Source organism: Pseudomonas syringae pv. tomato str. DC3000, assembly GCF_000007805.1.
GTDB lineage: Bacteria > Pseudomonadota > Gammaproteobacteria > Pseudomonadales > Pseudomonadaceae > Aquipseudomonas > Aquipseudomonas avellanae.
In genome coordinates, this window is record NC_004578.1 from 670,001 (window position 1) to 695,611 (window position 25,611).

A 25,611-nucleotide genomic window follows, 5' to 3' on the forward strand; every position below is an offset into this window, starting at 1 on the left:
GTGAAGGTGAGTTGAGAAGCTTGCTGGAGGTATCAGAAGTGCGAATGCTGACATGAGTAACGACAATGGGTGTGAAAAACACCCACGCCGAAAGACCAAGGTTTCCTGCGCAACGTTAATCGACGCAGGGTTAGTCGGTCCCTAAGGCGAGGCTGAAAAGCGTAGTCGATGGAAAACAGGTTAATATTCCTGTACTTCTGGTTATTGCGATGGAGGGACGGAGAAGGCTAGGCCAGCCTGGCGTTGGTAGTCCAGGTTTAAGGTGGTAGGCTGAGATCTTAGGTAAATCCGGGATCTTAAGGCCGAGAGCTGATGACGAGTGTTCTTTTAGAACATGAAGTGGTTGATGCCATGCTTCCAAGAAAAGCTTCTAAGCTTCAGGTAACCAGGAACCGTACCCCAAACCGACACAGGTGGTTGGGTAGAGAATACCAAGGCGCTTGAGAGAACTCGGGTGAAGGAACTAGGCAAAATGGCACCGTAACTTCGGGAGAAGGTGCGCCGGTGAGGGTGAAGCATTTACTGCGTAAGCCCACGCCGGTCGAAGATACCAGGCCGCTGCGACTGTTTATTAAAAACACAGCACTCTGCAAACACGAAAGTGGACGTATAGGGTGTGACGCCTGCCCGGTGCCGGAAGGTTAATTGATGGGGTTAGCGCAAGCGAAGCTCTTGATCGAAGCCCCGGTAAACGGCGGCCGTAACTATAACGGTCCTAAGGTAGCGAAATTCCTTGTCGGGTAAGTTCCGACCTGCACGAATGGCGTAACGATGGCGGCGCTGTCTCCACCCGAGACTCAGTGAAATTGAAATCGCTGTGAAGATGCAGTGTATCCGCGGCTAGACGGAAAGACCCCGTGAACCTTTACTATAGCTTTGCACTGGACTTTGAATTTGCTTGTGTAGGATAGGTGGGAGGCTTTGAAGCGTGGACGCCAGTCTGCGTGGAGCCAACCTTGAAATACCACCCTGGCAACTTTGAGGTTCTAACTCAGGTCCGTTATCCGGATCGAGGACAGTGTATGGTGGGTAGTTTGACTGGGGCGGTCTCCTCCTAAAGAGTAACGGAGGAGTACGAAGGTGCGCTCAGACCGGTCGGAAATCGGTCGTAGAGTATAAAGGCAAAAGCGCGCTTGACTGCGAGACAGACACGTCGAGCAGGTACGAAAGTAGGTCTTAGTGATCCGGTGGTTCTGTATGGAAGGGCCATCGCTCAACGGATAAAAGGTACTCCGGGGATAACAGGCTGATACCGCCCAAGAGTTCATATCGACGGCGGTGTTTGGCACCTCGATGTCGGCTCATCACATCCTGGGGCTGAAGCCGGTCCCAAGGGTATGGCTGTTCGCCATTTAAAGTGGTACGCGAGCTGGGTTTAGAACGTCGTGAGACAGTTCGGTCCCTATCTGCCGTGGACGTTTGAGATTTGAGAGGGGCTGCTCCTAGTACGAGAGGACCGGAGTGGACGAACCTCTGGTGTTCCGGTTGTCACGCCAGTGGCATTGCCGGGTAGCTATGTTCGGAAAAGATAACCGCTGAAAGCATCTAAGCGGGAAACTTGCCTCAAGATGAGATCTCACTGGAACCTTGAGTTCCCTGAAGGGCCGTCGAAGACTACGACGTTGATAGGTTGGGTGTGTAAGCGCTGTGAGGCGTTGAGCTAACCAATACTAATTGCCCGTGAGGCTTGACCATATAACACCCAAGCAATTTGAGTCGAATGACCAGATTGCGGTGACTGTGGAGATGACACGAACCGAAGGTTTGCGTCACGAACGACACCTGCAACAGCTTGCTATCACATACCCGATTTGCTGAAGCGCGCCGTACGGCACGACTCGGTACCCGAATTTCTTGACGACCATAGAACATTGGAACCACCTGATCCCATCCCGAACTCAGCAGTGAAACGATGTATCGCCGATGGTAGTGTGGGGTTTCCCCATGTGAGAGTAGGTCATCGTCAAGATTAAATTCCAAAAACCCTCATCGCTTACGCGTTGAGGGTTTTTGTTTTGCGCGCTTAAAAACCTCGATGAAAACACATTTTCGTTTCTATGCATCATGCTCCTGCGTGGCTATGATGCGTGCCTTATTGCCGGGCGATTCTAAATGCTGACCTTGTTAAAGCTTCTTGCTGATGGTGCATTTCATTCTGGACAGGTCCTGGGCGAGTCCCTCGGCGTAAGCCGTAGCGCCGTCTGGAAACAGCTTCAGCAGCTTGAGTCGGATCTCGATATCGAGGTTCATAAAGTGCGTGGGCGTGGCTATCGACTGGCGACGCCTATAGTTCTTTTAGATCCTGCTGCCATAGTCGAGTCTGGAATGCCTGGCGAGTGGTCTGTGCGCACATACGACTCTATCGATTCGACCAATGCAGAGGCTTCGCGGCTTATCGCCCTTGGGGCTCCAATGCCACTGCTCGTTGTTGCCGAACAGCAAACGGCCGGCAGGGGGCGGCGTGGTCGCAAGTGGGTAAGCCCATTTGCCGAAAACCTGTATTACAGCCTTGTGCTGCGCATCGATGGTGGGATGCGTCAGTTGGAAGGGCTCAGTCTGCTGGTAGGGCTTGCGGTGATGAATGTCCTGCGTGATATGGGGGTTCAGGGCGCGGGTCTTAAATGGCCCAACGATGTGCTGGTCGGGCGACAAAAAATCGCCGGTATCCTGCTTGAGCTTATTGGCGATCCCGCAGATGTGTGTCACGTGATCATCGGGGTCGGCGTGAACGTCAACATGCGTGCGTCTACCGAGGTCGATCAGTTGTGGACGTCGGTCAGGCTGCAAACGGGCGCGCCTGCCGATCGCAATACTATCGCGGCCCGCATAAGTTCTCAGCTTGAGGCTCTTCTGGTTGTTCATCGTCAGGAAGGCTTTTTAGCGTTCCAGAAGGAGTGGGAGCAAGGGCATTTGTGGCAGGGAGCTGCAGTGAAGTTGCTTTCGGGAATCGAGACGGTGGAAGGGGTGGTGTTAGGCGTCGACTCACTTGGAGCGTTGCGGTTGGAAGTCAATGGTTTGGAAAAGAGCTTTAGTGGTGGTGAGCTCAGCCTGAGGTTGCGCGATGATTCTTGAGCTCGATTGCGGCAACAGCTTTATCAAGTGGCGGATAATCACAAAGAGTTGCTCAACGTTGGTCAGCGGCGGAGTAGTGGACTCGGACACAGCCTTGCTAGAGTGCCTGGGCAATCTGTCAGGCGCAGCATTCAGCGATTGCCGTCTGGTAAGCGTTCGTAGCGCGGAAGAAACGGCGAAGCTGGTTTGCGCGCTGGCAGATACCTTTTCCATTAGCCCTGTCTGTGCAGCGCCGGCGCCAGAGCTTGCCGGGGTAATCAATGGATACGACGATTTTGCACGCTTGGGGCTGGATCGCTGGTTGGCATTTGTAGGGGCTTACCACCTTGTTAAGGGTGCCTGCCTGGTGATCGATCTGGGCACCGCCATTACGTCTGACTTTGTTGAAGCGTCAGGAAAGCATCTGGGTGGTTTCATCTGTCCTGGCATGCCACTGATGCGCAATCAGCTGCGTACCCACACCCGTCGCATTCGATATGACGATGCAGAGGCTGAAAAAGCCCTGGTACGACTCGTGCCTGGCCGTGCGACGGCCGAGGCTGTGGAGCGAGGTTGTTCTCTCATGCTTCGCGGATTCGCAATGACTCAGATCGAGATAGCTCGCGAATACTGGGGGGACGACTTTGCTATTTTCGTGACAGGAGGCGACGCTGTCTTGGTTGCTGATGTGTTACCGGGCGCTCGCATTGTCCCTGATTTGGTATTCGTTGGCCTGGCTCTCGCTTGCCCTTTACGTTGAGGTCCTTATGCGTTGGTTGTTTCTTCTGCTGTTGATGCTCAATGGCTTCTATTACCTGTGGCATCAGCAGGAGGCTCCGTTGAGGGCCAAAGAGGTCATGCCTCTATCGCTGCATCGCGCCACGCAGCAGGATATCCGCCTGCTTAGCGAGTCAGATGCAAATCGAGTGTCGCAAGATGCCGACACGAAGTGTCTCTATCTGGGTGGCTTCCCCAGGCAGGAAGACGCTCGGCTGGTTGAGCAGCGATTGAACAGCCTGGATATCCAGTCACAATTTCGGCCCCTGCAATCCGGTGGCTCGACAGCCTATTGGCTGAAAATCATCCCGGAAAGTCGTCGTCTTGTAGAGGCGAGTGTCATGACTCAGCTGAGCCAGGATTTTCCGCAATTAAAAAATCAAATAATGTCGTGTGAGGCCATTGCAACTGCCGAGTAGTTTACATAGAATGGCGCCCGCTTCGCAGTGAGGTGAAAGTCTCGCGAACGAAGCGGTTAGTAGTCAACGCATGTAACCTCAGGTTTTTACTGAGAAAAAGGTTGACAGAAGGGTAGCATAAGTTGAGAATGCTGCCTCGCTTAGGAGGGGTTCCCGAGCGGCCAAAGGGATCAGACTGTAAATCTGACGTCTACGACTTCGAAGGTTCGAATCCTTCCCCCTCCACCAGATTTAGCGCGAGCTGCAAATTGCGCGGGTATAGTTTAGTGGTAGAACCTCAGCCTTCCAAGCTGATGATGCGGGTTCGATTCCCGCTACCCGCTCCATGTTTGCGGTTCATGCACTGTGTTTTGCTCTTGTAGCTCAGTTGGTAGAGCACACCCTTGGTAAGGGTGAGGTCAGCGGTTCGAATCCGCTCAAGAGCTCCATTGCTAAAGGCAGATATGAAAATATCTGCCTTTGTTTTAGGTGGTTCAGCATTGCGTGATCTGCTTGAAGCTTGTTTGAGATGGGCTGCGTGTAAGGCCTGGTTTGAATAAGGTGTTGAAAAACTCTCGTCAGGTCCGCATAATGGTCGGCCTGATTTTGCTTTTAGGTCAGTAGCTCAATTGGCAGAGCGACGGTCTCCAAAACCGTAGGTTGGGGGTTCGATTCCCTCCTGACCTGCCAGATTCCCTAGATGTAATCTGGCTTTCTTTTCACAGGATCTCCGTAGATGAATCCCAAGGCTGAAGCATCAGACTCTCGCTTTGATTTGCTGAAATGGCTCCTGGTAGTCATTTTGGTAGTCGTGGGTGTTGTCGGTAATCAGTATTACTCTGCTGAGCCGATCCTGTACCGTGTTCTCGCTCTCCTTGTGATTGCCGCAGCAGCTGCATTTGTAGCGCTGCAGACTGGCAAGGGCAAAGCTTTCTTCGTTTTGGCGAAAGAAGCGCGTGCAGAGATCCGTAAAGTCGTTTGGCCTACTCGCCAAGAAACCACGCAAACCACGTTGATAGTTGTGGCTGTTGTGCTGGTTATGGCGTTGCTGTTGTGGGGGCTTGATTCCCTGCTCGGCTGGCTTGTTTCCTCGATAGTTGGCTAAGGGTGTCCCGTGGCTAAGCGTTGGTACGTAGTGCATGCATACTCGGGTTACGAGAAGCATGTCATGCGCTCGTTGGTCGAGCGTGTGAAGCTGGCAGGCATGGAAGATGGCTTCGGCGAAATTCTGGTTCCCACTGAAGAAGTGGTTGAAATGCGTAATGGCCAGAAACGCAAAAGCGAACGCAAGTTCTTCCCTGGTTATGTGCTGGTTCAGATGGACATGAATGAAGGTACTTGGCATTTGGTCAAGGATACCCCTCGTGTCATGGGCTTCATCGGTGGTACTGCTGATAAGCCTGCTCCGATCACCGACAAAGAAGCAGAAGCGATTCTGCGTCGCGTTGCTGACGGTAGCGACAAGCCGAAGCCGAAGACGCTGTTCGAGCCGGGTGAGGTTGTTCGTGTCACTGACGGTCCGTTCGCCGATTTCAACGGCACCGTTGAAGAAGTTAACTACGAAAAGAGCCGTATCCAAGTTGCGGTGCTCATTTTCGGACGCTCTACCCCGGTAGAGTTAGAGTTCAGTCAGGTCGAGAAGGCCTAGCTGAGCTGAAATCCCATACCCCGCAGCTTAAGGCTGTGGGGTTTTTTCGTCACTGGGATATACGCGTACGTAACCGGGGAGCCTTTATAGGCGCTTGAACCCGTAATTGGAGTGCCTCATGGCCAAGAAGATAACCGCATACATCAAGCTGCAAGTGAAAGCCGCTCAGGCTAACCCTAGCCCGCCAGTTGGTCCTGCTCTGGGTCAGCACGGTGTGAACATCATGGAATTCTGCAAAGCGTTCAACGCCCGTACTCAGGGTATTGAGCCAGGCCTGCCGACTCCAGTGATCATCACTGTATACAGCGACCGTAGCTTCACTTTTGAAACAAAAAGTACTCCTGCATCGGTTCTGCTGAAGAAAGCTGCAGGCTTGACCAGCGGCTCGGCTCGCCCGAACACCGTTAAAGTCGGCACCGTGACTCGTGCTCAGCTGGAAGATATCGCTAAAGCAAAAAATGCGGATCTGACTGCAGCTGACATGGAAGCGGCCGTGCGTACCATCGCCGGTTCCGCTCGTAGCATGGGCCTTAACGTGGAGGGTGTGTAATGGCTAAGCTGACCAAGCGTCAAAAGGCAATCGCCGAAAAGATTGAAGCTGGCAAGTCCTACAACTTTGTAGACGCCGCTGCTCTGCTGACCGAGCTGTCGACTGTCAAGTTCAGCGAGTCTATCGACGTCGCTGTCAACCTGGGTGTTGATCCTCGTAAATCTGATCAGGTTGTTCGTAGCGCTACCGTACTGCCGCACGGCACCGGTAAAACTGTACGCGTTGCAGTTTTCACCCAGGGGCCTGCTGCTGAAGCTGCTCTGGCTGCTGGTGCTGATCGCGTTGGTATGGACGATCTGGCTGCTGAAATGAAAGCCGGCGATCTGAACTACGACGTCGTCATCGCTTCCCCTGACGCAATGCGCGTTGTGGGTCAGCTGGGTCAGGTTCTCGGTCCTCGTGGCCTGATGCCTAACCCAAAAGTCGGCACTGTTACTCCTGACGTGGCTACCGCTGTCAAGAACGCCAAGGCTGGTCAGGTTCGTTATCGCACCGACAAAAACGGCATTATCCACACTTCCGTTGGCAAGGTCGGTTTCGACGCAGTCAAGCTGAAGGAAAACGTTGAAGCCCTGATCGCTGATCTGAAGCGTATCAAGCCTGCTTCCTCGAAAGGCATTTACGTCAAGCGCATCACCCTGAGCACCACTATGGGTCCGGGCCTGGTCATCGACCAAGGTTCGCTGGAAGCGTAAGACAGAAATGGCGCGGCGTTGTTTGCCGCTCCGTTTTAAAGATTGGGGTCCCTGCCTGGCGGGGGCTATCCAAGACCGTAGGCGACGCAAGTCTTAAACCTCAAGCCTACGCAGATGGTGCTCCCGGTTCCTTACCGAATCAGACACCAAAACGACATCTGACTCCGGTCGGATGAAACGGTAACAAGCAGGAGTTAAACCCGTGGCAATTAAACTCGAAGACAAGAAGGCCATCGTCGCTGAAGTCAACGAGGCTGCCAAAGCTGGTCTGTCCGCTGTCGTGGCTGATGCCCGTGGTGTGACAGTCGGCGCTATGACCGGACTCCGTAAAGAGGCTCGTGAAGCTGGCGTTTACGTACGCGTTGTACGTAACACCCTACTCAAGCGCGCTGTTGCTGACACTGAATTCAGTGTCCTCAACGACGTGTTCACCGGCCCGACCTTGATCGCGTTCTCCAACGAACATCCTGGCGCTGCTGCCCGGTTGTTCAAGGAATTCGCGAAAGGTCAGGACAAGTTCGAGATCAAGGCAGCTGCGTTCGAGGGCAAGTTCCTCGCAGCTAATCAGATCGACGTACTGGCAACCTTGCCGACCCGTAACGAAGCAATTTCTCAGCTGATGAGCGTGATTCAAGGCGCTACCAGCAAATTGGCTCGTACTCTGGCGGCTGTTCGCGACCAAAAAGAAGCAGCTGCAGCTTAAGGCTGAGTCAGATCTTTTCGCGTATTTTTGTTTATTTTGATGGTCGCGTAGGCCGTCCCCCAATTCAGGAAATTGAGTCATGTCTATCTCTCAAGACGATATCCTTAACGCCGTAGCTGAAATGTCCGTTATTCAGGTTGTAGAACTGATCAAGGCATTCGAAGAGAAGTTCGGCGTTACTGCTGCTGCCGGTTCTGCTGGTCCAGCCGCCGCTGCTGCTGTTGTTGAAGAACAAACTGAATTCAACGTCATGCTGCTGGAAGCTGGCGAGAAGAAAGTTAACGTGATCAAGGCAGTACGTGAGCTGACCGGTCTGGGTCTGAAAGAAGCCAAGGCAGTCGTTGACGGCGCTCCAGGCATCGTTCTGGAAGCTGTTGCCAAAGACGCAGCTGACAAAGCCAAAGCTACTCTGGAAGAAGCAGGCGCTAAAGTCGAGCTGAAATAAGCATCGATTTTGAGTGTCCAGCCCACGCGTTTAGCGAAAGGCTGATGGCTGGTGGCTTTTGCCACCGGCCTTTTTCCGTTATAGACGGTTGGCGCGACCAACGTTTGTAACGTGCTGTATCCACCGATGGCGGTGGCGCAAACCAAGGGGTTTGCAAGATTTTCTGGCTGCTTCCGTCGGGAGGGAGCCAAACAAGCAGGTGACCAAGCTGGGGAACGCTGATGGCTTACTCATATACTGAGAAAAAACGTATCCGCAAGGACTTTAGCAAGTTGCCGGACGTAATGGATGTGCCGTATCTCTTGGCCATCCAGCTGGATTCGTATCGCGAATTCCTGCAGGCGGGAGCGACCAAAGATCAGTTCCGCGACGTCGGTCTGCATGCAGCCTTCAAATCCGTTTTCCCGATCATCAGCTACTCCGGCAATGCTGCGCTGGAGTATGTAGGTTATCGCTTGGGCGAACCGGCATTTGATGTCAAGGAATGCGTGCTGCGCGGTGTGACTTACGCAGTACCTCTGCGAGTCAAGGTCCGTCTGATCATTTTCGACAAAGAATCGTCGAACAAAGCGATCAAGGACATCAAAGAGCAAGAAGTCTACATGGGTGAAATCCCCCTGATGACTGAAAACGGTACCTTTGTAATCAACGGCACCGAGCGCGTTATCGTGTCTCAGCTTCACCGCTCGCCAGGCGTATTCTTCGACCACGACCGTGGCAAGACGCACAGCTCCGGTAAGCTGCTTTATTCCGCGCGTATCATTCCTTACCGTGGTTCGTGGCTGGACTTCGAGTTCGATCCGAAAGACTGCGTATTCGTCCGTATCGACCGTCGTCGCAAGCTGCCTGCGTCCGTGCTTCTGCGCGCGCTGGGCTACACCACCGAGCAAGTGCTCGATGCTTTCTATACCACTAACGTATTCCATGTTCGCGGCGAAAACCTGAACCTGGAGCTGGTGCCTCAGCGCCTGCGTGGTGAAATTGCCGTTCTGGATATCCTGGACGACAAAGGCAAGGTCATTGTCGAGCAGGGTCGTCGTATCACTGCCCGTCACATCAACCAGCTGGAAAAAGCCGGGATCAAAGAGCTGGAAGTACCTCTGGACTACGTCCTGGGTCGTACGACTGCCAAGGTCATCGTGCATCCGGCAACCGGTGAGATCATTGCCGAGTGCAACACCGAGCTGAACACCGAAATCCTCGGCAAGATTGCCAAGGCTCAGGTTGTTCGCATCGAGACGTTGTACACCAACGACATCGATTGCGGCCCGTTCGTTTCGGACACGCTGAAAATCGACTCCACCAGCAATCAGCTGGAAGCGTTGGTCGAGATCTACCGCATGATGCGTCCTGGTGAGCCACCGACCAAGGATGCAGCAGAAACGCTGTTCAACAACCTGTTCTTCAGTCCTGAGCGCTATGACCTGTCTGCTGTAGGTCGTATGAAGTTCAACCGTCGTATCGGTCGGACCGAAATCGAAGGTTCGGGCGTGCTGTGCAAGGAAGACATCGTAGCGGTCCTCAAGACCCTCGTTGATATCCGTAACGGCAAAGGCATCGTCGATGACATCGACCACCTCGGTAACCGTCGTGTTCGTTGCGTAGGCGAGATGGCCGAGAACCAGTTCCGTGTAGGTCTGGTCCGTGTTGAGCGTGCAGTCAAAGAACGCCTTTCCATGGCAGAAAGTGAAGGCCTGATGCCTCAGGACCTGATCAACGCCAAGCCTGTTGCGGCAGCGGTCAAGGAATTCTTCGGTTCCAGCCAGCTTTCCCAGTTCATGGACCAGAACAACCCGCTGTCCGAGATTACTTGCAAGCGTCGTGTTTCTGCACTCGGCCCTGGTGGTTTGACTCGTGAGCGTGCCGGCTTTGAAGTTCGAGACGTTCACCCGACTCACTACGGTCGCGTGTGCCCTATCGAAACGCCGGAAGGTCCGAACATCGGCCTGATCAACTCCCTCGCGGCCTATGCCCGCACCAACCAGTACGGTTTCCTCGAGAGCCCGTACCGTGTTGTTAAGGAAGGTCTGGTCACCGACGAAATCGTGTTCCTTTCAGCGATCGAAGAAGCTGACCACGTCATTGCACAGGCTTCGGCCGCAATGAACGACAAGCAAGAGCTGATCGACGAGCTGGTTGCTGTGCGTCACTTGAACGAATTCACCGTCAAGGCGCCAGCCGATGTCACCCTGATGGACGTTTCGCCCAAGCAGGTTGTTTCGGTAGCCGCTTCGTTGATTCCGTTCCTCGAGCACGATGACGCCAACCGTGCGTTGATGGGTTCGAACATGCAGCGTCAGGCTGTACCAACCTTGCGTGCCGACAAGCCGCTGGTGGGTACCGGCATGGAGCGCAACGTTGCTCGCGACTCCGGCGTTTGCGTCGTGGCCCGTCGTGGTGGCGTGATCGACTCGGTTGATGCCAGCCGTATCGTTGTTCGCGTTGCCGATGATGAAGTTGAAACAGGTGAGGCCGGTGTAGACATCTACAACCTGACCAAATACACCCGTTCGAACCAGAACACCTGCATCAACCAGCGTCCGCTGGTAAGCAAGGGTGATCGTGTTCAGCGTAGCGATATCATGGCCGACGGCCCGTCCACCGATATGGGTGAGCTGGCGCTGGGTCAGAACATGCGTATCGCGTTCATGGCCTGGAACGGTTTCAACTTCGAAGACTCCATCTGTCTCTCTGAGCGTGTAGTTCAGGAAGACCGCTTCACCACGATCCACATTCAGGAACTGACCTGTGTGGCGCGTGACACCAAGCTTGGGCCTGAGGAAATCACAGCTGACATCCCGAACGTGGGTGAAGCTGCTCTGAACAAGCTGGACGAAGCCGGTATCGTTTACGTAGGTGCCGAAGTCGGCGCTGGCGATATCCTGGTGGGCAAGGTCACCCCGAAAGGCGAGACCCAGCTGACGCCGGAAGAAAAACTGTTGCGCGCTATCTTCGGTGAGAAGGCCAGCGACGTTAAGGACACTTCCCTGCGTGTGCCTACCGGCACCAAAGGTACTGTCATCGACGTTCAGGTCTTCACCCGTGATGGTGTCGAGCGTGATGCACGTGCTCTGTCCATTGAGAAGTCGCAGCTCGACGAGATCCGCAAGGATCTGAACGAAGAGTTCCGTATTGTCGAAGGCGCTACTTTCGAACGTCTGCGCTCTGCGCTGGTCGGTCGTGTAGCAGAAGGCGGTGCTGGCCTCAAGAAAGGTCAGGAAATCACCAACGAAGTGCTCGACGGCCTTGAGCATGGTCAGTGGTTCAAGCTGCGCATGGCTGAAGACGCTCTGAACGAGCAGCTTGAGAAAGCACAGGCTTACATCGTTGATCGTCGTCGCCTTCTGGATGACAAGTTTGAAGACAAGAAGCGCAAACTGCAGCAGGGCGATGACCTGGCTCCAGGCGTTCTGAAAATCGTCAAGGTTTACCTGGCAATCCGTCGCCGCATTCAGCCGGGCGACAAGATGGCCGGTCGTCACGGTAACAAGGGTGTGGTCTCTGTGATCATGCCGGTTGAAGACATGCCGCACGATGCCAATGGCACGCCGGTTGATATCGTCCTCAACCCGCTGGGCGTACCTTCGCGTATGAACGTTGGTCAGATTCTCGAAACTCACCTGGGCCTTGCAGCCAAAGGTCTGGGCGAGAAGATCAACCGCATGCTTGAAGAGCAGCGTAAAGTTATCGAGTTGCGCAAGTTCCTCAACGAGATCTACAACGAAATCGGTGGTCGCCAGGAAGCCCTGGAAGACCTTACCGACAACGAAATTCTGGACCTCGCCAAGAACCTGCGTAACGGCGTACCAATGGCTACCCCGGTTTTTGACGGTGCCAAGGAAAGCGAAATCAAGGCAATGCTCAAACTGGCAGATATGCCGGAAAGCGGCCAGATGCAGCTGTTTGACGGTCGTACCGGCAACAAGTTTGAGCGCCCGGTTACAGTCGGCTACATGTACATGCTGAAGCTGAACCACTTGGTGGACGACAAGATGCACGCGCGTTCCACTGGTTCGTACAGCCTGGTTACCCAGCAGCCGCTGGGTGGTAAGGCACAGTTCGGTGGTCAGCGTTTCGGGGAGATGGAAGTGTGGGCGCTGGAAGCATACGGCGCGGCGTACACTCTGCAAGAAATGCTCACAGTGAAGTCGGACGATGTGAACGGCCGTACCAAGATGTACAAAAACATCGTGGATGGCGATCACCGTATGGAGCCGGGCATGCCCGAGTCTTTCAACGTGTTGATCAAAGAAATTCGTTCGCTCGGTATCGATATCGATCTGGAAACCGAATAACACGTGACGCGAATCGGGGGCAGGGCGGTATTGCCTGCTCCCCTGCTCCGCCAGGAGGAAAGCCTTGAAAGACCTACTGAATTTGCTGAAAAACCAGGGTCAAGTCGAAGAGTTCGACGCAATCCGTATCGGACTTGCATCGCCTGAGATGATCCGCTCTTGGTCGTTCGGTGAAGTTAAAAAGCCGGAAACCATCAACTACCGTACGTTCAAGCCTGAGCGTGACGGTCTGTTCTGCGCCAAGATCTTTGGTCCGGTAAAAGATTACGAGTGCCTGTGCGGTAAGTACAAGCGCCTGAAGCACCGCGGTGTCATCTGCGAAAAGTGCGGTGTTGAAGTGGCTCTGGCCAAGGTTCGTCGCGAGCGCATGGCTCACATCGAACTGGCTTCGCCGGTTGCCCACATCTGGTTCCTGAAATCGCTGCCGTCCCGTATCGGCTTGCTGATGGACATGACCCTGCGCGATATCGAGCGTGTTCTCTACTTCGAGAGCTATGTCGTTATCGATCCAGGCATGACCACCCTTGAAAAAGGTCAGTTGCTGAACGACGAGCAGTACTTCGAAGCCCTCGAAGAGTTCGGTGATGATTTTGACGCCCGCATGGGCGCCGAAGCTGTCCGTGAACTGCTGCACGCTATCGATCTGGAGCACGAAATTGGCCGTCTGCGTGAAGAGATTCCGCAAACCAATTCCGAGACCAAGATCAAGAAGCTGTCCAAGCGTCTGAAACTGATGGAAGCTTTCCAGGGTTCCGGCAACCTTCCTGAGTGGATGGTGCTGACCGTTCTGCCGGTTCTGCCGCCAGATCTGCGTCCTCTGGTTCCGCTTGACGGTGGTCGTTTCGCAACGTCCGACCTCAACGATCTGTATCGTCGAGTGATCAACCGTAACAACCGTCTGAAGCGTCTGCTGGATCTGTCTGCTCCCGATATCATCGTGCGCAACGAAAAGCGCATGCTGCAGGAAGCGGTCGATGCATTGCTCGACAACGGTCGTCGTGGTCGCGCAATCACCGGTTCCAACAAGCGCCCTCTGAAATCCCTGGCTGACATGATCAAGGGTAAGCAGGGTCGTTTCCGTCAGAACTTGCTCGGTAAGCGTGTTGACTACTCGGGTCGTTCGGTAATTACCGTAGGTCCGACCCTGCGTCTGCACCAGTGCGGTCTGCCGAAGAAAATGGCTCTCGAGCTGTTCAAGCCGTTCATTTTCGGCAAGCTGGAAATGCGTGGCCTGGCCACGACCATCAAAGCAGCCAAGAAAATGGTCGAGCGCGAGCTGCCAGAAGTCTGGGACGTTCTTGCAGAAGTCATTCGCGAACACCCGGTGCTTCTGAACCGTGCGCCAACGCTTCACCGTCTTGGCATCCAGGCATTTGAACCGGTTCTGATCGAAGGTAAGGCTATTCAGCTTCACCCGCTGGTCTGCGCCGCGTACAACGCCGACTTCGACGGTGACCAGATGGCTGTTCACGTTCCTTTGACGCTGGAAGCCCAGCTCGAAGCGCGTGCACTGATGATGTCGACCAACAACATCCTGTCGCCAGCCAACGGTGAGCCAATCATCGTTCCTTCGCAGGACGTTGTACTGGGTCTGTACTACATGACCCGTGAAGCGATCAATGCCAAGGGCGAAGGTCGTGTGTTTGCGGACCTGCAGGAAGTCGACCGGGTATTTCGCGCCGGCGAAGCGGCTCTGCACGCCAAGGTCAAGGTTCGTATCCACGAAACGGTCAACGACCGTGATGGTGGCAGCGTCAAGAACACCCGTATCGTCGACACCACTGTCGGCCGTGCGCTGTTGTTCCAGGTGGTTCCGGCCGGTCTGTCCTACGACGTCGTCAACCAGCCGATGAAGAAAAAGGCGATCTCCAAACTGATCAACCAGTGCTACCGCGTGGTTGGTTTGAAAGAGACCGTTATCTTCGCTGACCAGTTGATGTACACCGGTTTTGCCTATTCGACCATTTCGGGTGTCTCCATCGGCGTTAACGACTTCGTTATCCCTGATGAGAAAGCTCGCATCATCGACGCAGCCACCGAAGAAGTTAAAGAGATCGAAAGCCAGTACGCTTCCGGCCTGGTAACCCAGGGCGAGAAGTACAACAAGGTGATCGACCTTTGGTCCAAGGCGAACGACGAAGTCTCGAAAGCGATGATGTCGAACCTGTCCAAAGAACGCGTTATCGACCGTCACGGCGTCGAAGTTGATCAGGAATCCTTCAACTCGATGTACATGATGGCTGACTCCGGGGCGCGTGGTTCTGCTGCCCAGATTCGTCAGCTGGCCGGTATGCGTGGTCTGATGGCCAAGCCTGATGGCTCCATTATTGAAACGCCGATCACTGCTAACTTCCGTGAAGGTTTGAGCGTACTTCAGTACTTCATCTCCACTCACGGTGCTCGTAAGGGTCTTGCGGATACCGCGTTGAAAACTGCTAACTCCGGTTATCTGACACGTCGTCTGGTAGACGTGGCTCAGGATCTGGTCGTTACCGAAGTGGATTGCGGTACCGAGCACGGCCTGCTGATGACTCCGCACATTGAAGGCGGCGACGTTGTAGAGCCGCTGGGTGAGCGCGTACTGGGTCGAGTCATTGCCCGTGACGTGTTCAAGCCGGGTACAGAAGAAATCATCGTGCCTGCAGGCACTCTGGTGGACGAGAAGTGGGTCGAGTTCATCGAGCTGAACAGCATCGACGAAGTGATCGTTCGCTCGCCAATCAGCTGTGAAACCCGCTATGGCATATGCGCCAAGTGCTACGGTCGCGACCTGGCTCGTGGTCACCAGGTCAACATTGGTGAAGCTGTCGGCGTAATTGCTGCACAGTCGATCGGTGAGCCAGGTACCCAGCTGACAATGCGTACCTTCCACATTGGTGGTGCGGCAAGCCGGACCTCGGCAGCTGACAGTGTTCAGGTGAAGAATGGCGGTACTGTCCGTCTGCATAACCTGAAGCACGTCGAGCGTGTCGACGGTCACCTGGTTGCGGTATCCCGCTCTGGTGAGCTGGCAATCGCAGACGATTTCGGTCGTGAGCGCGAGCGTTACAAGCTGCCTTACGGTGCAGTGATTTCGGTGAAGGAAGGCGACAAGGTCGACGCTGGTTCGATCGTGGCCAAGTGGGATCCTCACACCCACCCAATCGTCACCGAGATGAAAGGTACTGTTACCTACGTCGGCATGGAAGAGGGCATCACGATCAAGCGTCAGACAGACGAATTGACCGGTATGACCAATATTGAAGTGCTTGATGCGAAAGACCGCCCGGCTGCTGGCAAGGACATTCGTCCTGCTGTGAAGATGGTGGGTCTGGATGGCAAGGATCTGTTGCTGCCGGGTACTGACGTGCCTGCCCAGTACTTCCTGCCGGCTAACGCCCTGGTTGGTGTGGCTGACGGTGCGCAGATCGCGATCGGTGATGTTATCGCTCGTATTCCGCAAGAGACTTCGAAGACCCGTGACATCACCGGTGGTCTGCCGCGTGTTGCCGACCTTTTCGAAGCACGTCGTCCGAAAGAGGCTTCGATCCTTGCAGAAGTCAGCGGTACCATCGCATTCGGTAAAGAGACCAAAGGCAAGCGTCGTCTGGTCATTACCCCGAACGACGGTAGCGATCCGTACGAGGAGCTGATTCCGAAGTGGCGTCACCTGAACGTCTTCGAAGGCGAACAAGTGAACCGCGGCGAAGTTATCTCTGACGGCCCTAGCGATCCACACGATATCCTGCGTTTGCTGGGTGTCAGCGCGCTGGCCAAGTACATCGTCAACGAGATTCAAGACGTATACCGTCTGCAAGGCGTGAAGATCAACGACAAGCACATCGAGACCATTCTGCGTCAGATGTTGCGTAAAGTTGAGATTGCCGAGTCTGGCGATTCCAGTTTCATCAAGGGCGACCAGATGGAATTGACTCACGTTCTGGTAGAAAACGAGCGTTTGGGCGCAGACGACAAGTTTGTCTCCAAATTCACTCGTGTGTTGCTGGGTATCACCAAGGCATCGTTGTCCACCGAGTCGTTCATTTCCGCGGCCTCCTTCCAGGAGACAACCCGCGTACTGACCGAAGCGGCTGTGACAGGCAAGCGCGACTACCTTCGCGGCCTGAAAGAAAACGTGGTCGTGGGTCGTTTGATCCCGGCCGGTACCGGTCTGGCTTATCACAGCGAGCGTAAGCGTCGCCGTGAAATGGACAAACCGACCCGTGTCAGCGCGAGCGAAGTAGAAGCTGCTCTGACCGAAGCGTTGAACTCCAGCGGTAATTGAGATTAAAGCCTCGGCATTTTCATTCGGCAGGCAGCACAATTTGTGTTGCTTGCCTTGTGAGGAGGCCGGGGCTTTGTCTTGACTGGGGGCGGGATCCTCTTTAGACTCTTGTACCCCTAAATTTGGCGGGGCTTGTGCCTCGTCATTTGCTTTTCTTGTAAGACAATAGCGTCGCAAGACAACAGTGGAGCTAGTAGATGGCAACTATCAACCAGCTGGTACGTCAGCCGCGTAAGCGTATCGTCGAGAAATCCGACGTGCCTGCGCTGCAGAACTGCCCGCAACGTCGCGGTGTGTGCACTCGTGTGTATACCACTACGCCGAAAAAACCTAACTCGGCATTGCGTAAAGTCTGCCGTGTGCGCCTGACCAACGGTTTCGAGGTTTCCTCGTACATCGGTGGTGAAGGTCACAACCTGCAAGAGCACAGCGTGGTACTGATCCGTGGCGGTCGTGTAAAAGACTTGCCAGGTGTTCGCTATCACACCGTTCGTGGTTCTCTGGATACCTCCGGCGTCAAAGGTCGTAACCAGGGTCGCTCGAAATACGGTACCAAGAAGCCTAAGTAGTCTTTGGCTTCTGTTTGAAATTGCAGATTTCTATTTTTCTGAGTCGATAAGAGTAAGGTCGGGCGCATCCTTTTCAGGATGGTGGTCCCGAGCTAACCTGAAGACCGTTTGAGGGCTTATCCATGCCAAGAAGACGCGTAGCAGCCAAGCGCGAAGTGCTTGACGATCCAAAATACGGCAGCCAGATCCTGGCCAAGTTCATGAACCACGTAATGGAAAGCGGCAAGAAAGCCGTTGCCGAGCGTATCGTTTATGGCGCGCTGGAAAAGGTTAAAGAACGCAAGAACAGCGACCCCCTGGAAATCTTCGAGAAAGCTCTCGACGCCATCGCTCCGCTGGTCGAAGTAAAGTCGCGCCGTGTAGGCGGTGCTACTTACCAGGTTCCTGTCGAAGTTCGTCCGTCCCGTCGTAATGCTCTGGCAATGCGTTGGCTGGTAGACTTCGCGCGCAAGCGCGGTGAGAAGTCTATGGCTCTGCGTTTGGCTGGCGAACTGATGGACGCCGCCGAAGGTAAAGGTGCTGCGGTCAAGAAGCGTGAAGACGTGCACCGTATGGCCGAGGCCAACAAGGCTTTCTCGCACTACCGCTTCTAATTTCAGCGTCACTAAATTTGCGAGGGCTTTATGGCTCGTACTACTCCGATTAGCCGTTACCGTAACATCGGTATCGTCGCTCACGTGGATGCTGGTAAAACCACCACCACCGAGCGCGTCCTTTTTTACACCGGCAAAAGCCACAAAATGGGCGAGGTGCATGATGGCGCCGCGACCACGGACTGGATGGTTCAGGAGCAGGAGCGTGGTATTACCATTACTTCTGCTGCTATCACTGCCTTTTGGCAGGGTTCCGAGAAGCAACACAAAGACCAATACCGCTTCAACGTCATTGACACCCCGGGTCACGTAGACTTCACCATTGAAGTTGAGCGTTCCCTGCGTGTGCTCGACGGCGCGGTCGTTGTGTTCTGTGGTACTTCCGGCGTAGAACCGCAGTCCGAAACCGTATGGCGTCAAGCCAACAAATACGGCGTTCCACGTATCGTCTACGTGAACAAGATGGACCGTGCCGGTGCCAACTTTTTGCGCGTAATCGCCCAGATCAAGCAGCGCCTGGGTCACACCCCGGTGCCGATTCAGTTGGCCATTGGTGCTGAAGACAACTTCCAGGGTCAAATTGACCTGATGGCTATGGAAGCTGTTTACTGGAACGATTCCGACAAAGGCATGGTTCCTGTTCGTAAGCCAATCCCTGCTGAATTGCAGGAGCTGGCTGATGAATGGCGTGGCAACATGGTTGAGGCTGCGGCTGAAGCCAGCGAAGAGCTGATGAACAAGTACCTTGAAGGTGAAGAGCTCACCAACGAGGAAATCAAGGCCGCTCTGCGTCAGCGTACTATCGCTGGTGAGATCGTTCTTGCTGTTTGCGGTTCTTCCTTCAAGAACAAGGGTGTTCCCCTGGTTCTCGACGCCGTGATCGACTACCTGCCTGCTCCAATCGATATTCCTGCTATCAAGGGTTCCGATCCTGATAATGAGGAAATTCTGATGGAGCGTCATGCAGACGACAGCGAGCCGTTCTCGGCGCTGGCGTTCAAGATCGCTACCGACCCATTCGTGGGTACTTTGACTTTCGTCCGCGTTTACTCGGGCGTGTTGGCATCCGGCGACGGCGTGATCAACTCGGTCAAAGGCAAGAAAGAGCGCGTGGGTCGTATGGTGCAAATGCACGCAAACGCCCGCGAAGAGATCAAGGAAGTACGCGCTGGCGACATCGCGGCCCTGATCGGCATGAAGGACGTCACCACTGGTGAAACCTTGTGCAACGCTGACAAGCCAATCATCCTCGTTCGTATGGACTTCCCGGAGCCGGTTATTTCGGTTGCCGTTGAGCCAAAAACCAAGGATGACCAGGAAAAAATGGGTATTGCACTGGGCAAGCTTGCTCAGGAAGACCCTTCTTTCCGCGTCAAAACTGATGAAGAGACTGGTCAAACGATCATCTCTGGCATGGGCGAGCTCCACCTGGACATCCTGGTTGACCGGATGCGCCGTGAGTTCAACGTCGAAGCCAACATCGGCAAGCCGCAGGTTTCCTATCGTGAGCGCATCACGAAGAATTGTGAAATCGAAGGCAAGTTCGTTCGTCAGTCCGGCGGTCGTGGCCAGTTTGGTCATTGCTGGATCCGTTTTGCTCCTGCTGACGAAGGTCAGGAAGGTCTGCAATTCGTAAACGAAGTGGTGGGTGGTGTTGTTCCGAAGGAATACATCCCGGCTATCCAGAAGGGTATCGAAGAGCAGATGAAGAACGGCGTTGTTGCCGGCTATCCGCTGATCGGCCTGAAGGCTACCGTGTTTGATGGTTCCTACCATGACGTCGACTCGAACGAGATGGCGTTTAAGGTGGCTGCTTCCATGGCGACCAAGCAGCTGGCCCAGAAGGGCGGTGGTGAGTTGCTTGAGCCGATCATGGCGGTAGAGGTTGTTACGCCTGAAGACTATATGGGTGACGTGATGGGCGACCTTAACCGTCGTCGCGGCATGATCCTGGGTATGGAAGACACGGTTTCCGGCAAAGTAATTCGTGCCGAGGTTCCGTTGGGTGAGATGTTCGGTTATGCGACCGACGTCCGCTCCATGTCCCAAGGTCGCGCAAGCTACTCTATGGAATTCAAAAAATACAATACAGCGCCGTCGCACATCGTCGAAACTGTAACCAAAAAACAAGGCTGATTCAGCGCCTTTAGGCTAGGAGTTATTTGTCGTGGCTAAAGAAAAATTTGATCGTTCCCTCCCGCATTGCAACGTCGGCACCATTGGTCACGTTGACCATGGCAAGACCACGCTGACCGCTGCTCTGACTCGCGTCTGCTCCGAAGTTTTCGGTTCGGCTCGTGTTGACTTCGACAAGATCGACAGCGCACCAGAAGAGAAAGCTCGCGGTATCACCATCAACACCGCTCACGTTGAGTACAACTCGGCTACGCGTCACTACGCGCACGTTGACTGCCCAGGTCACGCCGACTACGTGAAGAACATGATCACCGGTGCTGCGCAGATGGACGGCGCTATCCTGGTTTGTTCGGCTGCTGATGGTCCGATGCCGCAAACCCGTGAGCACATCCTGCTGTCCCGTCAGGTTGGCGTTCCGTACATCGTGGTCTTCCTGAACAAGGCTGACCTGGTAGACGACGCTGAGCTGCTGGAACTGGTTGAGATGGAAGTGCGCGATCTGCTGAGCACTTACGACTTCCCGGGCGACGACACTCCAATCATCATCGGCTCCGCCCGTATGGCATTGGAAGGCAAAGACGACAACGAGATGGGCACCACTGCCGTCAAGAAGTTGGTCGAAACTCTGGACAGCTACATTCCTCAGCCAGAGCGTGCTGTCGACAAGCCGTTCCTGATGCCGATCGAAGACGTATTCTCGATCTCCGGTCGCGGTACTGTTGTGACTGGTCGTGTTGAGCGCGGTATCGTCAAGGTCCAGGATCCACTGGAAATCGTTGGTCTGCGTGACACTACTGTCACTACCTGCACCGGCGTTGAGATGTTCCGCAAGCTGCTCGACGAAGGTCGTGCTGGCGAGAACTGCGGCGTTCTGCTGCGCGGTACCAAGCGTGACGACGTTGAGCGTGGCCAGGTTCTGGTCAAGCCAGGCACCGTCAAGCCGCACACTCAGTTCGAAGCTGAAATCTACGTTCTGAGCAAAGAAGAAGGCGGTCGTCACACTCCTTTCTTCAAAGGCTACCGTCCACAGTTCTACTTCCGTACTACCGACGTAACTGGTAGCTGCGAACTGCCGGAAGGCGTAGAAATGGTTATGCCAGGTGATAACGTTAAAGTTTCCGTTACCCTGATCAAGCCAATCGCAATGGAAGATGGTCTGCGTTTCGCAATTCGTGAAGGCGGTCGTACCGTTGGCGCTGGCGTCGTAGCCAAAATCATCGCGTAAGCGTTGATTCCCAAAAAGAGCCCCCGCCACGCGGGGGCTTTTTTATTGGGTTGACACCTTGCCAGCCCGTCTATAGAATTGCGCCTCCTTTTAACGGGCGTATTGCGCTCGGTGGGAACAGCAATCTGGAGTCTGAATCCAATGCAAAACCAGCAAATCCGTATCAGGTTGAAGGCTTTTGACCATCGCCTGATCGACCAATCAACCCAGGAAATCGTGGAAACCGCGAAACGTACTGGTGCACAGGTGCGTGGTCCGATTCCACTGCCGACCCGTAAAGAGCGGTTCACCGTTCTGGTTTCTCCGCACGTCAACAAAGACGCGCGCGACCAGTACGAGATCCGTACTCACAAGCGTGTTCTGGACATTGTCCAGCCAACGGAAAAAACCGTTGATGCGCTTATGAAGCTTGATCTTGCGGCCGGTGTGGAAGTTCAGATCAGCCTCGGCTAAGACTTGGGTCTTAGTCGTGTAACGCTCTGAAATGGGCGGCCATAGCGGGTGAAAGCCCCGTACACTCATGAGGTTTACAACATGACTATTGGTGTAGTCGGTCGTAAATGCGGTATGACCCGTATTTTCACCGAAGAAGGTGTCTCCATTCCGGTCACGGTCATTGAGATCGAGCCGAATCGCGTCACTCAGTTCAAAACCGAAGAAACCGATGGCTATCGTGCAGTGCAAGTCACTGTCGGCGAGCGTCGCGCTTCGCGTGTTACAGCCGCTCAGGCTGGCCACTTCGCTAAAGCGAATGTAGCCGCCGGTCGTACCGTCATGGAATTCCGTCTTGAAGAAGGCGAGTACCAGGCTGGCGATCAGATCAACGCTGAAATCTTCGCTGCTGGTCAACTGGTTGATGTAACCGGTCAGTCCAAAGGTAAAGGCTTCCAGGGTACGATCAAGCGCTGGAATTTCCGTGGTCAAGACAATACCCACGGTAACTCCGTCTCCCACCGCGTCCCGGGCTCTATCGGCCAGTGCCAGACTCCTGGTCGTGTATTCAAGGGCAAAAAAATGTCCGGTCATATGGGCGCTGAGCGCGTGACCGTGCAGTCCCTCGAAGTGGTGCGCGTGGACGCTGAACGCAATCTGTTGTTGGTCAAGGGTGCTGTTCCTGGCGCTACTGGCGGCAACCTGGTTGTACGTCCGGCAGCCAAGGCTCGCGGTTAAGGGGAAGCTGACATGCAATTAAATGTAAATGACGCTCAGGCAATCGAAGTTTCCGAACTGACATTTGGCGGCGAATTCAACGAGACGCTGGTTCACCAGGCAGTCGTGGCCTACATGGCTGGCGGTCGTCAGGGTAGCAAGCAGCAAAAGACCCGTTCCGACGTTCGTGGTGGCGGTAAGCGCCCTTGGCGTCAGAAAGGTACTGGCCGTGCTCGTGCCGGTACTATCCGTAGCCCAATCTGGCGCGGCGGCGGTACCACTTTCGCAGCTCGTCCTCAGGATCACACTCAGAAGCTCAACAAGAAGATGTATCGCGCAGCTTTGCGCTCCATCCTTGCTGAACTGGTTCGTACTGATCGTCTGGTCGTGGTTCAGGATTTCGCTGTTGAAGCACCGAAAACCAAAGATTTGCTGAACAAGCTGACTGGCATGGGCCTGACTGACGTCTTGATCGTGTCTGACGCTGTTGACCAGAATCTGTACCTGGCTGCTCGTAACCTGCCGCACGTCGATGTACGTGATGTTCAAGGTTCCGATCCAGTTAGTCTGATCGCATACGACAAGGTGTTGATCACCGTGTCGGCCGTGAAGAAATTCGAGGAGCTGCTGGGATGAACCAGGAACGCGTATTTAAAGTTCTGCTTGGCCCGCACGTTTCCGAGAAGGCTACGGTTCTGGCAGACAAAAAAGGTCAGTTCGTTTTCAAGGTTGCTACTGACGCAACCAAGCTGGAAATCAAGAAGGCCGTCGAAAGCCTGTTCAGCGTGAAAGTAGAGCGTGTTACTACCCTGAATGTTCTGGGTAAGAGCAAGCGCACTGCTCGCGGTCTGGGCAAGCGTAATGACTGGAAGAAGGCAGTTATCTCCCTTCAGCCAGGCCAAGATCTCGATTTCAGCAGCAGTGCTGAGTAAGGAAGGGGTGCATCATGGCAATCGTTAAATGCAAACCGACTTCCCCTGGCCGCCGTTTTGTGGTCAAGGTGGTCAACCAGGAGCTGCATAAAGGCGCTCCTCACGCACCGCTGCTCGAGAAAAAATCGAAGACTGGTGGTCGTAACAACAATGGTCGTATTACTACCCGTCATATCGGTGGTGGCCATAAGCAGCATTATCGTCTGGTCGATTTCCGTCGCAACGACAAGGATGGCATTACTGCCACCGTCGAGCGTATTGAATACGATCCAAACCGTACTGCTCACATTGCTCTGCTGCTTTACGCAGACGGCGAGCGCCGCTACATCATCGCCCCTAAAGGCGTGAGTGCTGGCGACCAGCTGATTGCAGGTGCTTTGGCACCAATCAAGCCGGGCAACGCTCTTCAACTGCGTAATATTCCAGTTGGTAGCACCGTGCACGGCATCGAACTGAAGCCAGGTAAAGGCGCACAGATCGCTCGTTCTGCTGGTGCTTCTGCACAGCTGATCGCTCGTGAAGGTGTGTACGTGACCCTGCGTCTTCGCTCCGGTGAAATGCGTAAAGTACTGTCTGAATGCCGTGCAACGCTGGGCGAAGTCTCGAACTCCGAGCACAGCCTTCGTTCGCTGGGTAAAGCTGGTGCCAAACGCTGGCGTGGCGTTCGCCCAACCGTTCGTGGTGTTGCCATGAACCCGGTTGACCACCCACATGGTGGTGGTGAAGGTCGTACCTCTGGTGGTCGTCATCCGGTATCGCCGTGGGGCTTCCCGACTAAGGGCGCGAAGACTCGTGGTAATAAGCGTACCGACAAAATGATCGTCCGTCGTCGCAAGTAAATAGAGGGATACGACAGTGCCACGTTCTCTGAAAAAAGGTCCTTTTATTGATCTTCACCTACTGAAGAAGATCGAAGTGGCGGCGGAAAAGAATGATCGCAAACCGGTGAAAACCTGGTCGCGTCGTTCGATGATTCTGCCACAAATGGTCGGTTTGACCATTGCAGTGCATAACGGTCGTCAACATGTCCCAGTTCTTGTGAGCGAAGACATGGTCGGCCATAAACTAGGCGAGTTTGCCGGTACCCGCACATATCGTGGGCACGTGGCAGACAAGAAAGCCAAGCGTTAAGGGGTAAGGAACGATGGAAGTAGCCGCTAAGTTGTCGGGCGCTCGAATCTCCGCCCAGAAAGCCCGCTTGGTCGCCGACCAGATCCGCGGGAAGAAGGTGGGCGAAGCGCTCAACCTGTTGGCTTTCAGCAGTAAGAAAGCCGCCGAGATCCTGAAGAAAGTGCTGGAGTCGGCTGTAGCCAACGCCGAGCATAACGAAGGCGCAGACGTTGATGACCTCAAGGTCTCCACCGTCTTCGTCAACGAAGGGCGTTCGCTGAAGCGCATCATGCCACGTGCTAAAGGCCGTGCTGATCGCATCGTCAAGCGGTCTTGCCATATCACTGTCAAGGTTGCTGACAAGTAACGGAGTCGAAGAGATGGGTCAGAAAGTACATCCCATTGGCATTCGCCTGGGAATCGTCAAGGAGCACACCTCCGTCTGGTACGCAGACGGTCGGACTTATGCGGACTATTTGTTCGCTGATCTGAAAGTGCGTGAGTACCTCCAAGACAAATTAAAAAGCGCGTCCGTCAGCCGTATCGATATCCATCGTCCGGCTCAGACAGCACGTATCACCATCCACACCGCTCGTCCCGGCATCGTGATCGGCAAGAAAGGTGAAGATGTTGAGAAACTGCGTCAGGACCTGACCAAGCAAATGGGTGTGCCTGTGCACATCAATATCGAAGAGATCCGCAAGCCGGAGCTTGACGGTATGCTGGTTGCGCAGAGCGTAGCTCAGCAGCTGGAGCGTCGTGTAATGTTCCGTCGCGCTATGAAGCGCGCTGTTCAGAACGCCATGCGCATTGGTGCCAAAGGCATCAAAATCCAAGTGAGCGGTCGTCTCGGCGGTGCTGAAATCGCACGTACTGAATGGTATCGCGAGGGTCGTGTGCCATTGCACACCCTGCGTGCCGACATCGACTATGCCAACTACGAAGCTCACACCACTTATGGTGTGATCGGTGTAAAGGTTTGGATCTTCAAAGGCGAAGTAATTGGTGGTCGCCAAGAAGAACTGAAACCACAAGCACCAGCGCCTCGTAAAAAAGCTGCTAAGTAAGGGG

At 54.5% G+C, this 25,611-nt stretch carries 23 protein-coding genes, 4 tRNA genes and 2 rRNA genes (1 of these 29 running past the window's edge); all 29 read left to right on the forward strand.

The annotated features are described in order from the left end of the window. Nucleotides 1-1,695, forward strand: a 23S ribosomal RNA gene (locus PSPTO_RS03205) (it extends 1,199 nt beyond the left edge of the window). Nucleotides 1,696-1,853: 158 nt separating this feature from the next. Beyond that, nucleotides 1,854-1,969: ribosomal RNA gene (rrf, locus tag PSPTO_RS03210) — 5S ribosomal RNA — on the forward strand. A gap of 143 nt (nt 1,970-2,112) precedes the next feature. Continuing rightward, nucleotides 2,113-3,072: a bifunctional biotin--[acetyl-CoA-carboxylase] ligase/biotin operon repressor BirA gene (gene birA, locus PSPTO_RS03215; RefSeq protein WP_011103219.1), complete on the forward strand. Its 960-nt coding sequence runs from the start codon at nt 2,113-2,115 to the stop codon at nt 3,070-3,072. After that, complete coding sequence (locus tag PSPTO_RS03220; RefSeq protein WP_005768914.1) at nt 3,062-3,811, forward strand: pantothenate kinase; 750 nt, start codon at nt 3,062-3,064, stop codon at nt 3,809-3,811. The genes birA and PSPTO_RS03220 overlap by 11 nt, the downstream gene beginning before the upstream one ends. A 7-nt stretch (nt 3,812-3,818) precedes the next feature. Next, nucleotides 3,819-4,247, forward strand: coding sequence for a hypothetical protein (locus PSPTO_RS03225; protein ID WP_005768916.1), 429 nt, complete (start codon nt 3,819-3,821; stop codon nt 4,245-4,247). A 143-nt stretch (nt 4,248-4,390) separates the two neighbouring features. Further along, nucleotides 4,391-4,475, forward strand: a tRNA-Tyr gene (locus PSPTO_RS03230). Between the two features lie 24 nt (nt 4,476-4,499). After that, nucleotides 4,500-4,573 (forward strand) — tRNA-Gly (locus PSPTO_RS03235). 26 nt (nt 4,574-4,599) lie between these two features. Next, a tRNA-Thr gene (locus tag PSPTO_RS03240) sits at nt 4,600-4,675 on the forward strand. Nucleotides 4,676-4,840: 165 nt separating this feature from the next. Next, a tRNA-Trp gene (locus PSPTO_RS03245) sits at nt 4,841-4,916 on the forward strand. Nucleotides 4,917-4,962: 46 nt separating this feature from the next. Beyond that, nucleotides 4,963-5,331 (forward strand): preprotein translocase subunit SecE, encoded by a 369-nt coding sequence (gene secE / locus PSPTO_RS03250; protein ID WP_005768918.1) that lies wholly within the window; start codon nt 4,963-4,965, stop codon nt 5,329-5,331. A gap of 9 nt (nt 5,332-5,340) precedes the next feature. Then, nucleotides 5,341-5,874, forward strand: a complete 534-nt coding sequence (gene nusG, locus PSPTO_RS03255; RefSeq protein ID WP_003317113.1) for a transcription termination/antitermination protein NusG — start codon at nt 5,341-5,343, stop codon at nt 5,872-5,874. A gap of 118 nt (nt 5,875-5,992) precedes the next feature. Continuing rightward, on the forward strand, nt 5,993-6,424 hold the full coding sequence (gene rplK, locus PSPTO_RS03260; RefSeq protein ID WP_002555500.1) for a 50S ribosomal protein L11: 432 nt from the start codon (nt 5,993-5,995) through the stop codon (nt 6,422-6,424). After that, complete coding sequence (gene rplA, locus PSPTO_RS03265; protein ID WP_003317112.1) at nt 6,424-7,119, forward strand: 50S ribosomal protein L1; 696 nt, start codon at nt 6,424-6,426, stop codon at nt 7,117-7,119. The genes rplK and rplA overlap by 1 nt, the downstream gene beginning before the upstream one ends. Before the next feature lie 202 nt (nt 7,120-7,321). Beyond that, nucleotides 7,322-7,822, forward strand: a complete 501-nt coding sequence (gene rplJ, locus PSPTO_RS03270) for a 50S ribosomal protein L10 (RefSeq protein WP_004397081.1) — start codon at nt 7,322-7,324, stop codon at nt 7,820-7,822. A gap of 79 nt (nt 7,823-7,901) precedes the next feature. Then, nucleotides 7,902-8,267 carry a 50S ribosomal protein L7/L12 gene (gene rplL, locus PSPTO_RS03275; RefSeq protein ID WP_005768921.1) on the forward strand — a complete coding sequence of 122 codons (366 nt, stop codon included), beginning with the start codon at nt 7,902-7,904 and terminating at the stop codon, nt 8,265-8,267. A 221-nt stretch (nt 8,268-8,488) separates the two neighbouring features. Beyond that, the gene (rpoB, locus tag PSPTO_RS03280) at nt 8,489-12,562 is read left to right on the forward strand and encodes a DNA-directed RNA polymerase subunit beta (RefSeq protein ID WP_011103220.1); all 4,074 of its coding nucleotides are present in this window, start codon (nt 8,489-8,491) and stop codon (nt 12,560-12,562) included. Nucleotides 12,563-12,626: 64 nt separating this feature from the next. Continuing rightward, nucleotides 12,627-16,826, forward strand: a complete 4,200-nt coding sequence (rpoC, locus tag PSPTO_RS03285; protein ID WP_004397078.1) for a DNA-directed RNA polymerase subunit beta' — start codon at nt 12,627-12,629, stop codon at nt 16,824-16,826. A gap of 197 nt (nt 16,827-17,023) precedes the next feature. Next, nucleotides 17,024-17,395, forward strand: a complete 372-nt coding sequence (gene rpsL / locus PSPTO_RS03290) for a 30S ribosomal protein S12 (RefSeq protein ID WP_002555494.1) — start codon at nt 17,024-17,026, stop codon at nt 17,393-17,395. Nucleotides 17,396-17,517: 122 nt separating this feature from the next. Continuing rightward, the gene (gene rpsG / locus PSPTO_RS03295) at nt 17,518-17,988 is read left to right on the forward strand and encodes a 30S ribosomal protein S7 (RefSeq protein WP_004397077.1); all 471 of its coding nucleotides are present in this window, start codon (nt 17,518-17,520) and stop codon (nt 17,986-17,988) included. 30 nt (nt 17,989-18,018) lie between these two features. Further along, complete coding sequence (gene fusA, locus PSPTO_RS03300) at nt 18,019-20,124, forward strand: elongation factor G (protein WP_005768927.1); 2,106 nt, start codon at nt 18,019-18,021, stop codon at nt 20,122-20,124. 31 nt (nt 20,125-20,155) lie between these two features. Further along, nucleotides 20,156-21,349 carry an elongation factor Tu gene (tuf, locus tag PSPTO_RS03305; RefSeq protein WP_007245455.1) on the forward strand — a complete coding sequence of 398 codons (1,194 nt, stop codon included), beginning with the start codon at nt 20,156-20,158 and terminating at the stop codon, nt 21,347-21,349. A gap of 141 nt (nt 21,350-21,490) precedes the next feature. Next, complete coding sequence (rpsJ, locus tag PSPTO_RS03310; protein WP_002555491.1) at nt 21,491-21,802, forward strand: 30S ribosomal protein S10; 312 nt, start codon at nt 21,491-21,493, stop codon at nt 21,800-21,802. An 81-nt stretch (nt 21,803-21,883) separates the two neighbouring features. Further along, complete coding sequence (gene rplC / locus PSPTO_RS03315; protein ID WP_004397052.1) at nt 21,884-22,519, forward strand: 50S ribosomal protein L3; 636 nt, start codon at nt 21,884-21,886, stop codon at nt 22,517-22,519. Nucleotides 22,520-22,531: 12 nt separating this feature from the next. Then, nucleotides 22,532-23,134, forward strand: coding sequence for a 50S ribosomal protein L4 (gene rplD / locus PSPTO_RS03320; RefSeq protein ID WP_002555489.1), 603 nt, complete (start codon nt 22,532-22,534; stop codon nt 23,132-23,134). Next, nucleotides 23,131-23,430 (forward strand): 50S ribosomal protein L23, encoded by a 300-nt coding sequence (rplW, locus tag PSPTO_RS03325; RefSeq protein ID WP_002555488.1) that lies wholly within the window; start codon nt 23,131-23,133, stop codon nt 23,428-23,430. The genes rplD and rplW overlap by 4 nt, the downstream gene beginning before the upstream one ends. A 14-nt stretch (nt 23,431-23,444) precedes the next feature. Beyond that, nucleotides 23,445-24,269 (forward strand): 50S ribosomal protein L2, encoded by an 825-nt coding sequence (rplB, locus tag PSPTO_RS03330; protein WP_004397049.1) that lies wholly within the window; start codon nt 23,445-23,447, stop codon nt 24,267-24,269. 16 nt (nt 24,270-24,285) lie between these two features. Beyond that, entirely contained in the window at nt 24,286-24,561 is a 276-nt protein-coding gene (gene rpsS / locus PSPTO_RS03335; protein WP_004883670.1) for a 30S ribosomal protein S19, read from the forward strand. Between the two features lie 13 nt (nt 24,562-24,574). Further along, nucleotides 24,575-24,907 carry a 50S ribosomal protein L22 gene (gene rplV / locus PSPTO_RS03340; RefSeq protein WP_002555485.1) on the forward strand — a complete coding sequence of 111 codons (333 nt, stop codon included), beginning with the start codon at nt 24,575-24,577 and terminating at the stop codon, nt 24,905-24,907. A 13-nt stretch (nt 24,908-24,920) separates the two neighbouring features. Then, a complete protein-coding gene (gene rpsC / locus PSPTO_RS03345) occupies nt 24,921-25,607 on the forward strand; it encodes a 30S ribosomal protein S3 (RefSeq protein WP_003176422.1) in 687 nt (228 codons plus the stop codon). Nucleotides 25,608-25,611 lie beyond the last annotated feature (4 nt).

Bases quoted from the DNA above. Each gene is read 5' to 3' on its own strand.
- birA (WP_011103219.1), top strand. From the start codon at position 2,113: ATGCTGACCTTGTTAAAGCTTCTTGCTGATGGTGCATTTCATTCTGGA.
- PSPTO_RS03220 (WP_005768914.1), top strand. From the start codon at position 3,062: ATGATTCTTGAGCTCGATTGCGGCAACAGCTTTATCAAGTGGCGGATA.
- PSPTO_RS03225 (WP_005768916.1), top strand. From the start codon at position 3,819: ATGCGTTGGTTGTTTCTTCTGCTGTTGATGCTCAATGGCTTCTATTAC.
- secE (WP_005768918.1), top strand. From the start codon at position 4,963: ATGAATCCCAAGGCTGAAGCATCAGACTCTCGCTTTGATTTGCTGAAA.
- rplK (WP_002555500.1), top strand. From the start codon at position 5,993: ATGGCCAAGAAGATAACCGCATACATCAAGCTGCAAGTGAAAGCCGCT.
- rplA (WP_003317112.1), top strand. From the start codon at position 6,424: ATGGCTAAGCTGACCAAGCGTCAAAAGGCAATCGCCGAAAAGATTGAA.
- rplL (WP_005768921.1), top strand. From the start codon at position 7,902: ATGTCTATCTCTCAAGACGATATCCTTAACGCCGTAGCTGAAATGTCC.
- rpoB (WP_011103220.1), top strand. From the start codon at position 8,489: ATGGCTTACTCATATACTGAGAAAAAACGTATCCGCAAGGACTTTAGC.
- rpsL (WP_002555494.1), top strand. From the start codon at position 17,024: ATGGCAACTATCAACCAGCTGGTACGTCAGCCGCGTAAGCGTATCGTC.
- rpsG (WP_004397077.1), top strand. From the start codon at position 17,518: ATGCCAAGAAGACGCGTAGCAGCCAAGCGCGAAGTGCTTGACGATCCA.
- fusA (WP_005768927.1), top strand. From the start codon at position 18,019: ATGGCTCGTACTACTCCGATTAGCCGTTACCGTAACATCGGTATCGTC.
- rpsJ (WP_002555491.1), top strand. From the start codon at position 21,491: ATGCAAAACCAGCAAATCCGTATCAGGTTGAAGGCTTTTGACCATCGC.
- rplC (WP_004397052.1), top strand. From the start codon at position 21,884: ATGACTATTGGTGTAGTCGGTCGTAAATGCGGTATGACCCGTATTTTC.
- rplD (WP_002555489.1), top strand. From the start codon at position 22,532: ATGCAATTAAATGTAAATGACGCTCAGGCAATCGAAGTTTCCGAACTG.
- rplW (WP_002555488.1), top strand. From the start codon at position 23,131: ATGAACCAGGAACGCGTATTTAAAGTTCTGCTTGGCCCGCACGTTTCC.
- rplB (WP_004397049.1), top strand. From the start codon at position 23,445: ATGGCAATCGTTAAATGCAAACCGACTTCCCCTGGCCGCCGTTTTGTG.
- rplV (WP_002555485.1), top strand. From the start codon at position 24,575: ATGGAAGTAGCCGCTAAGTTGTCGGGCGCTCGAATCTCCGCCCAGAAA.
- rpsC (WP_003176422.1), top strand. From the start codon at position 24,921: ATGGGTCAGAAAGTACATCCCATTGGCATTCGCCTGGGAATCGTCAAG.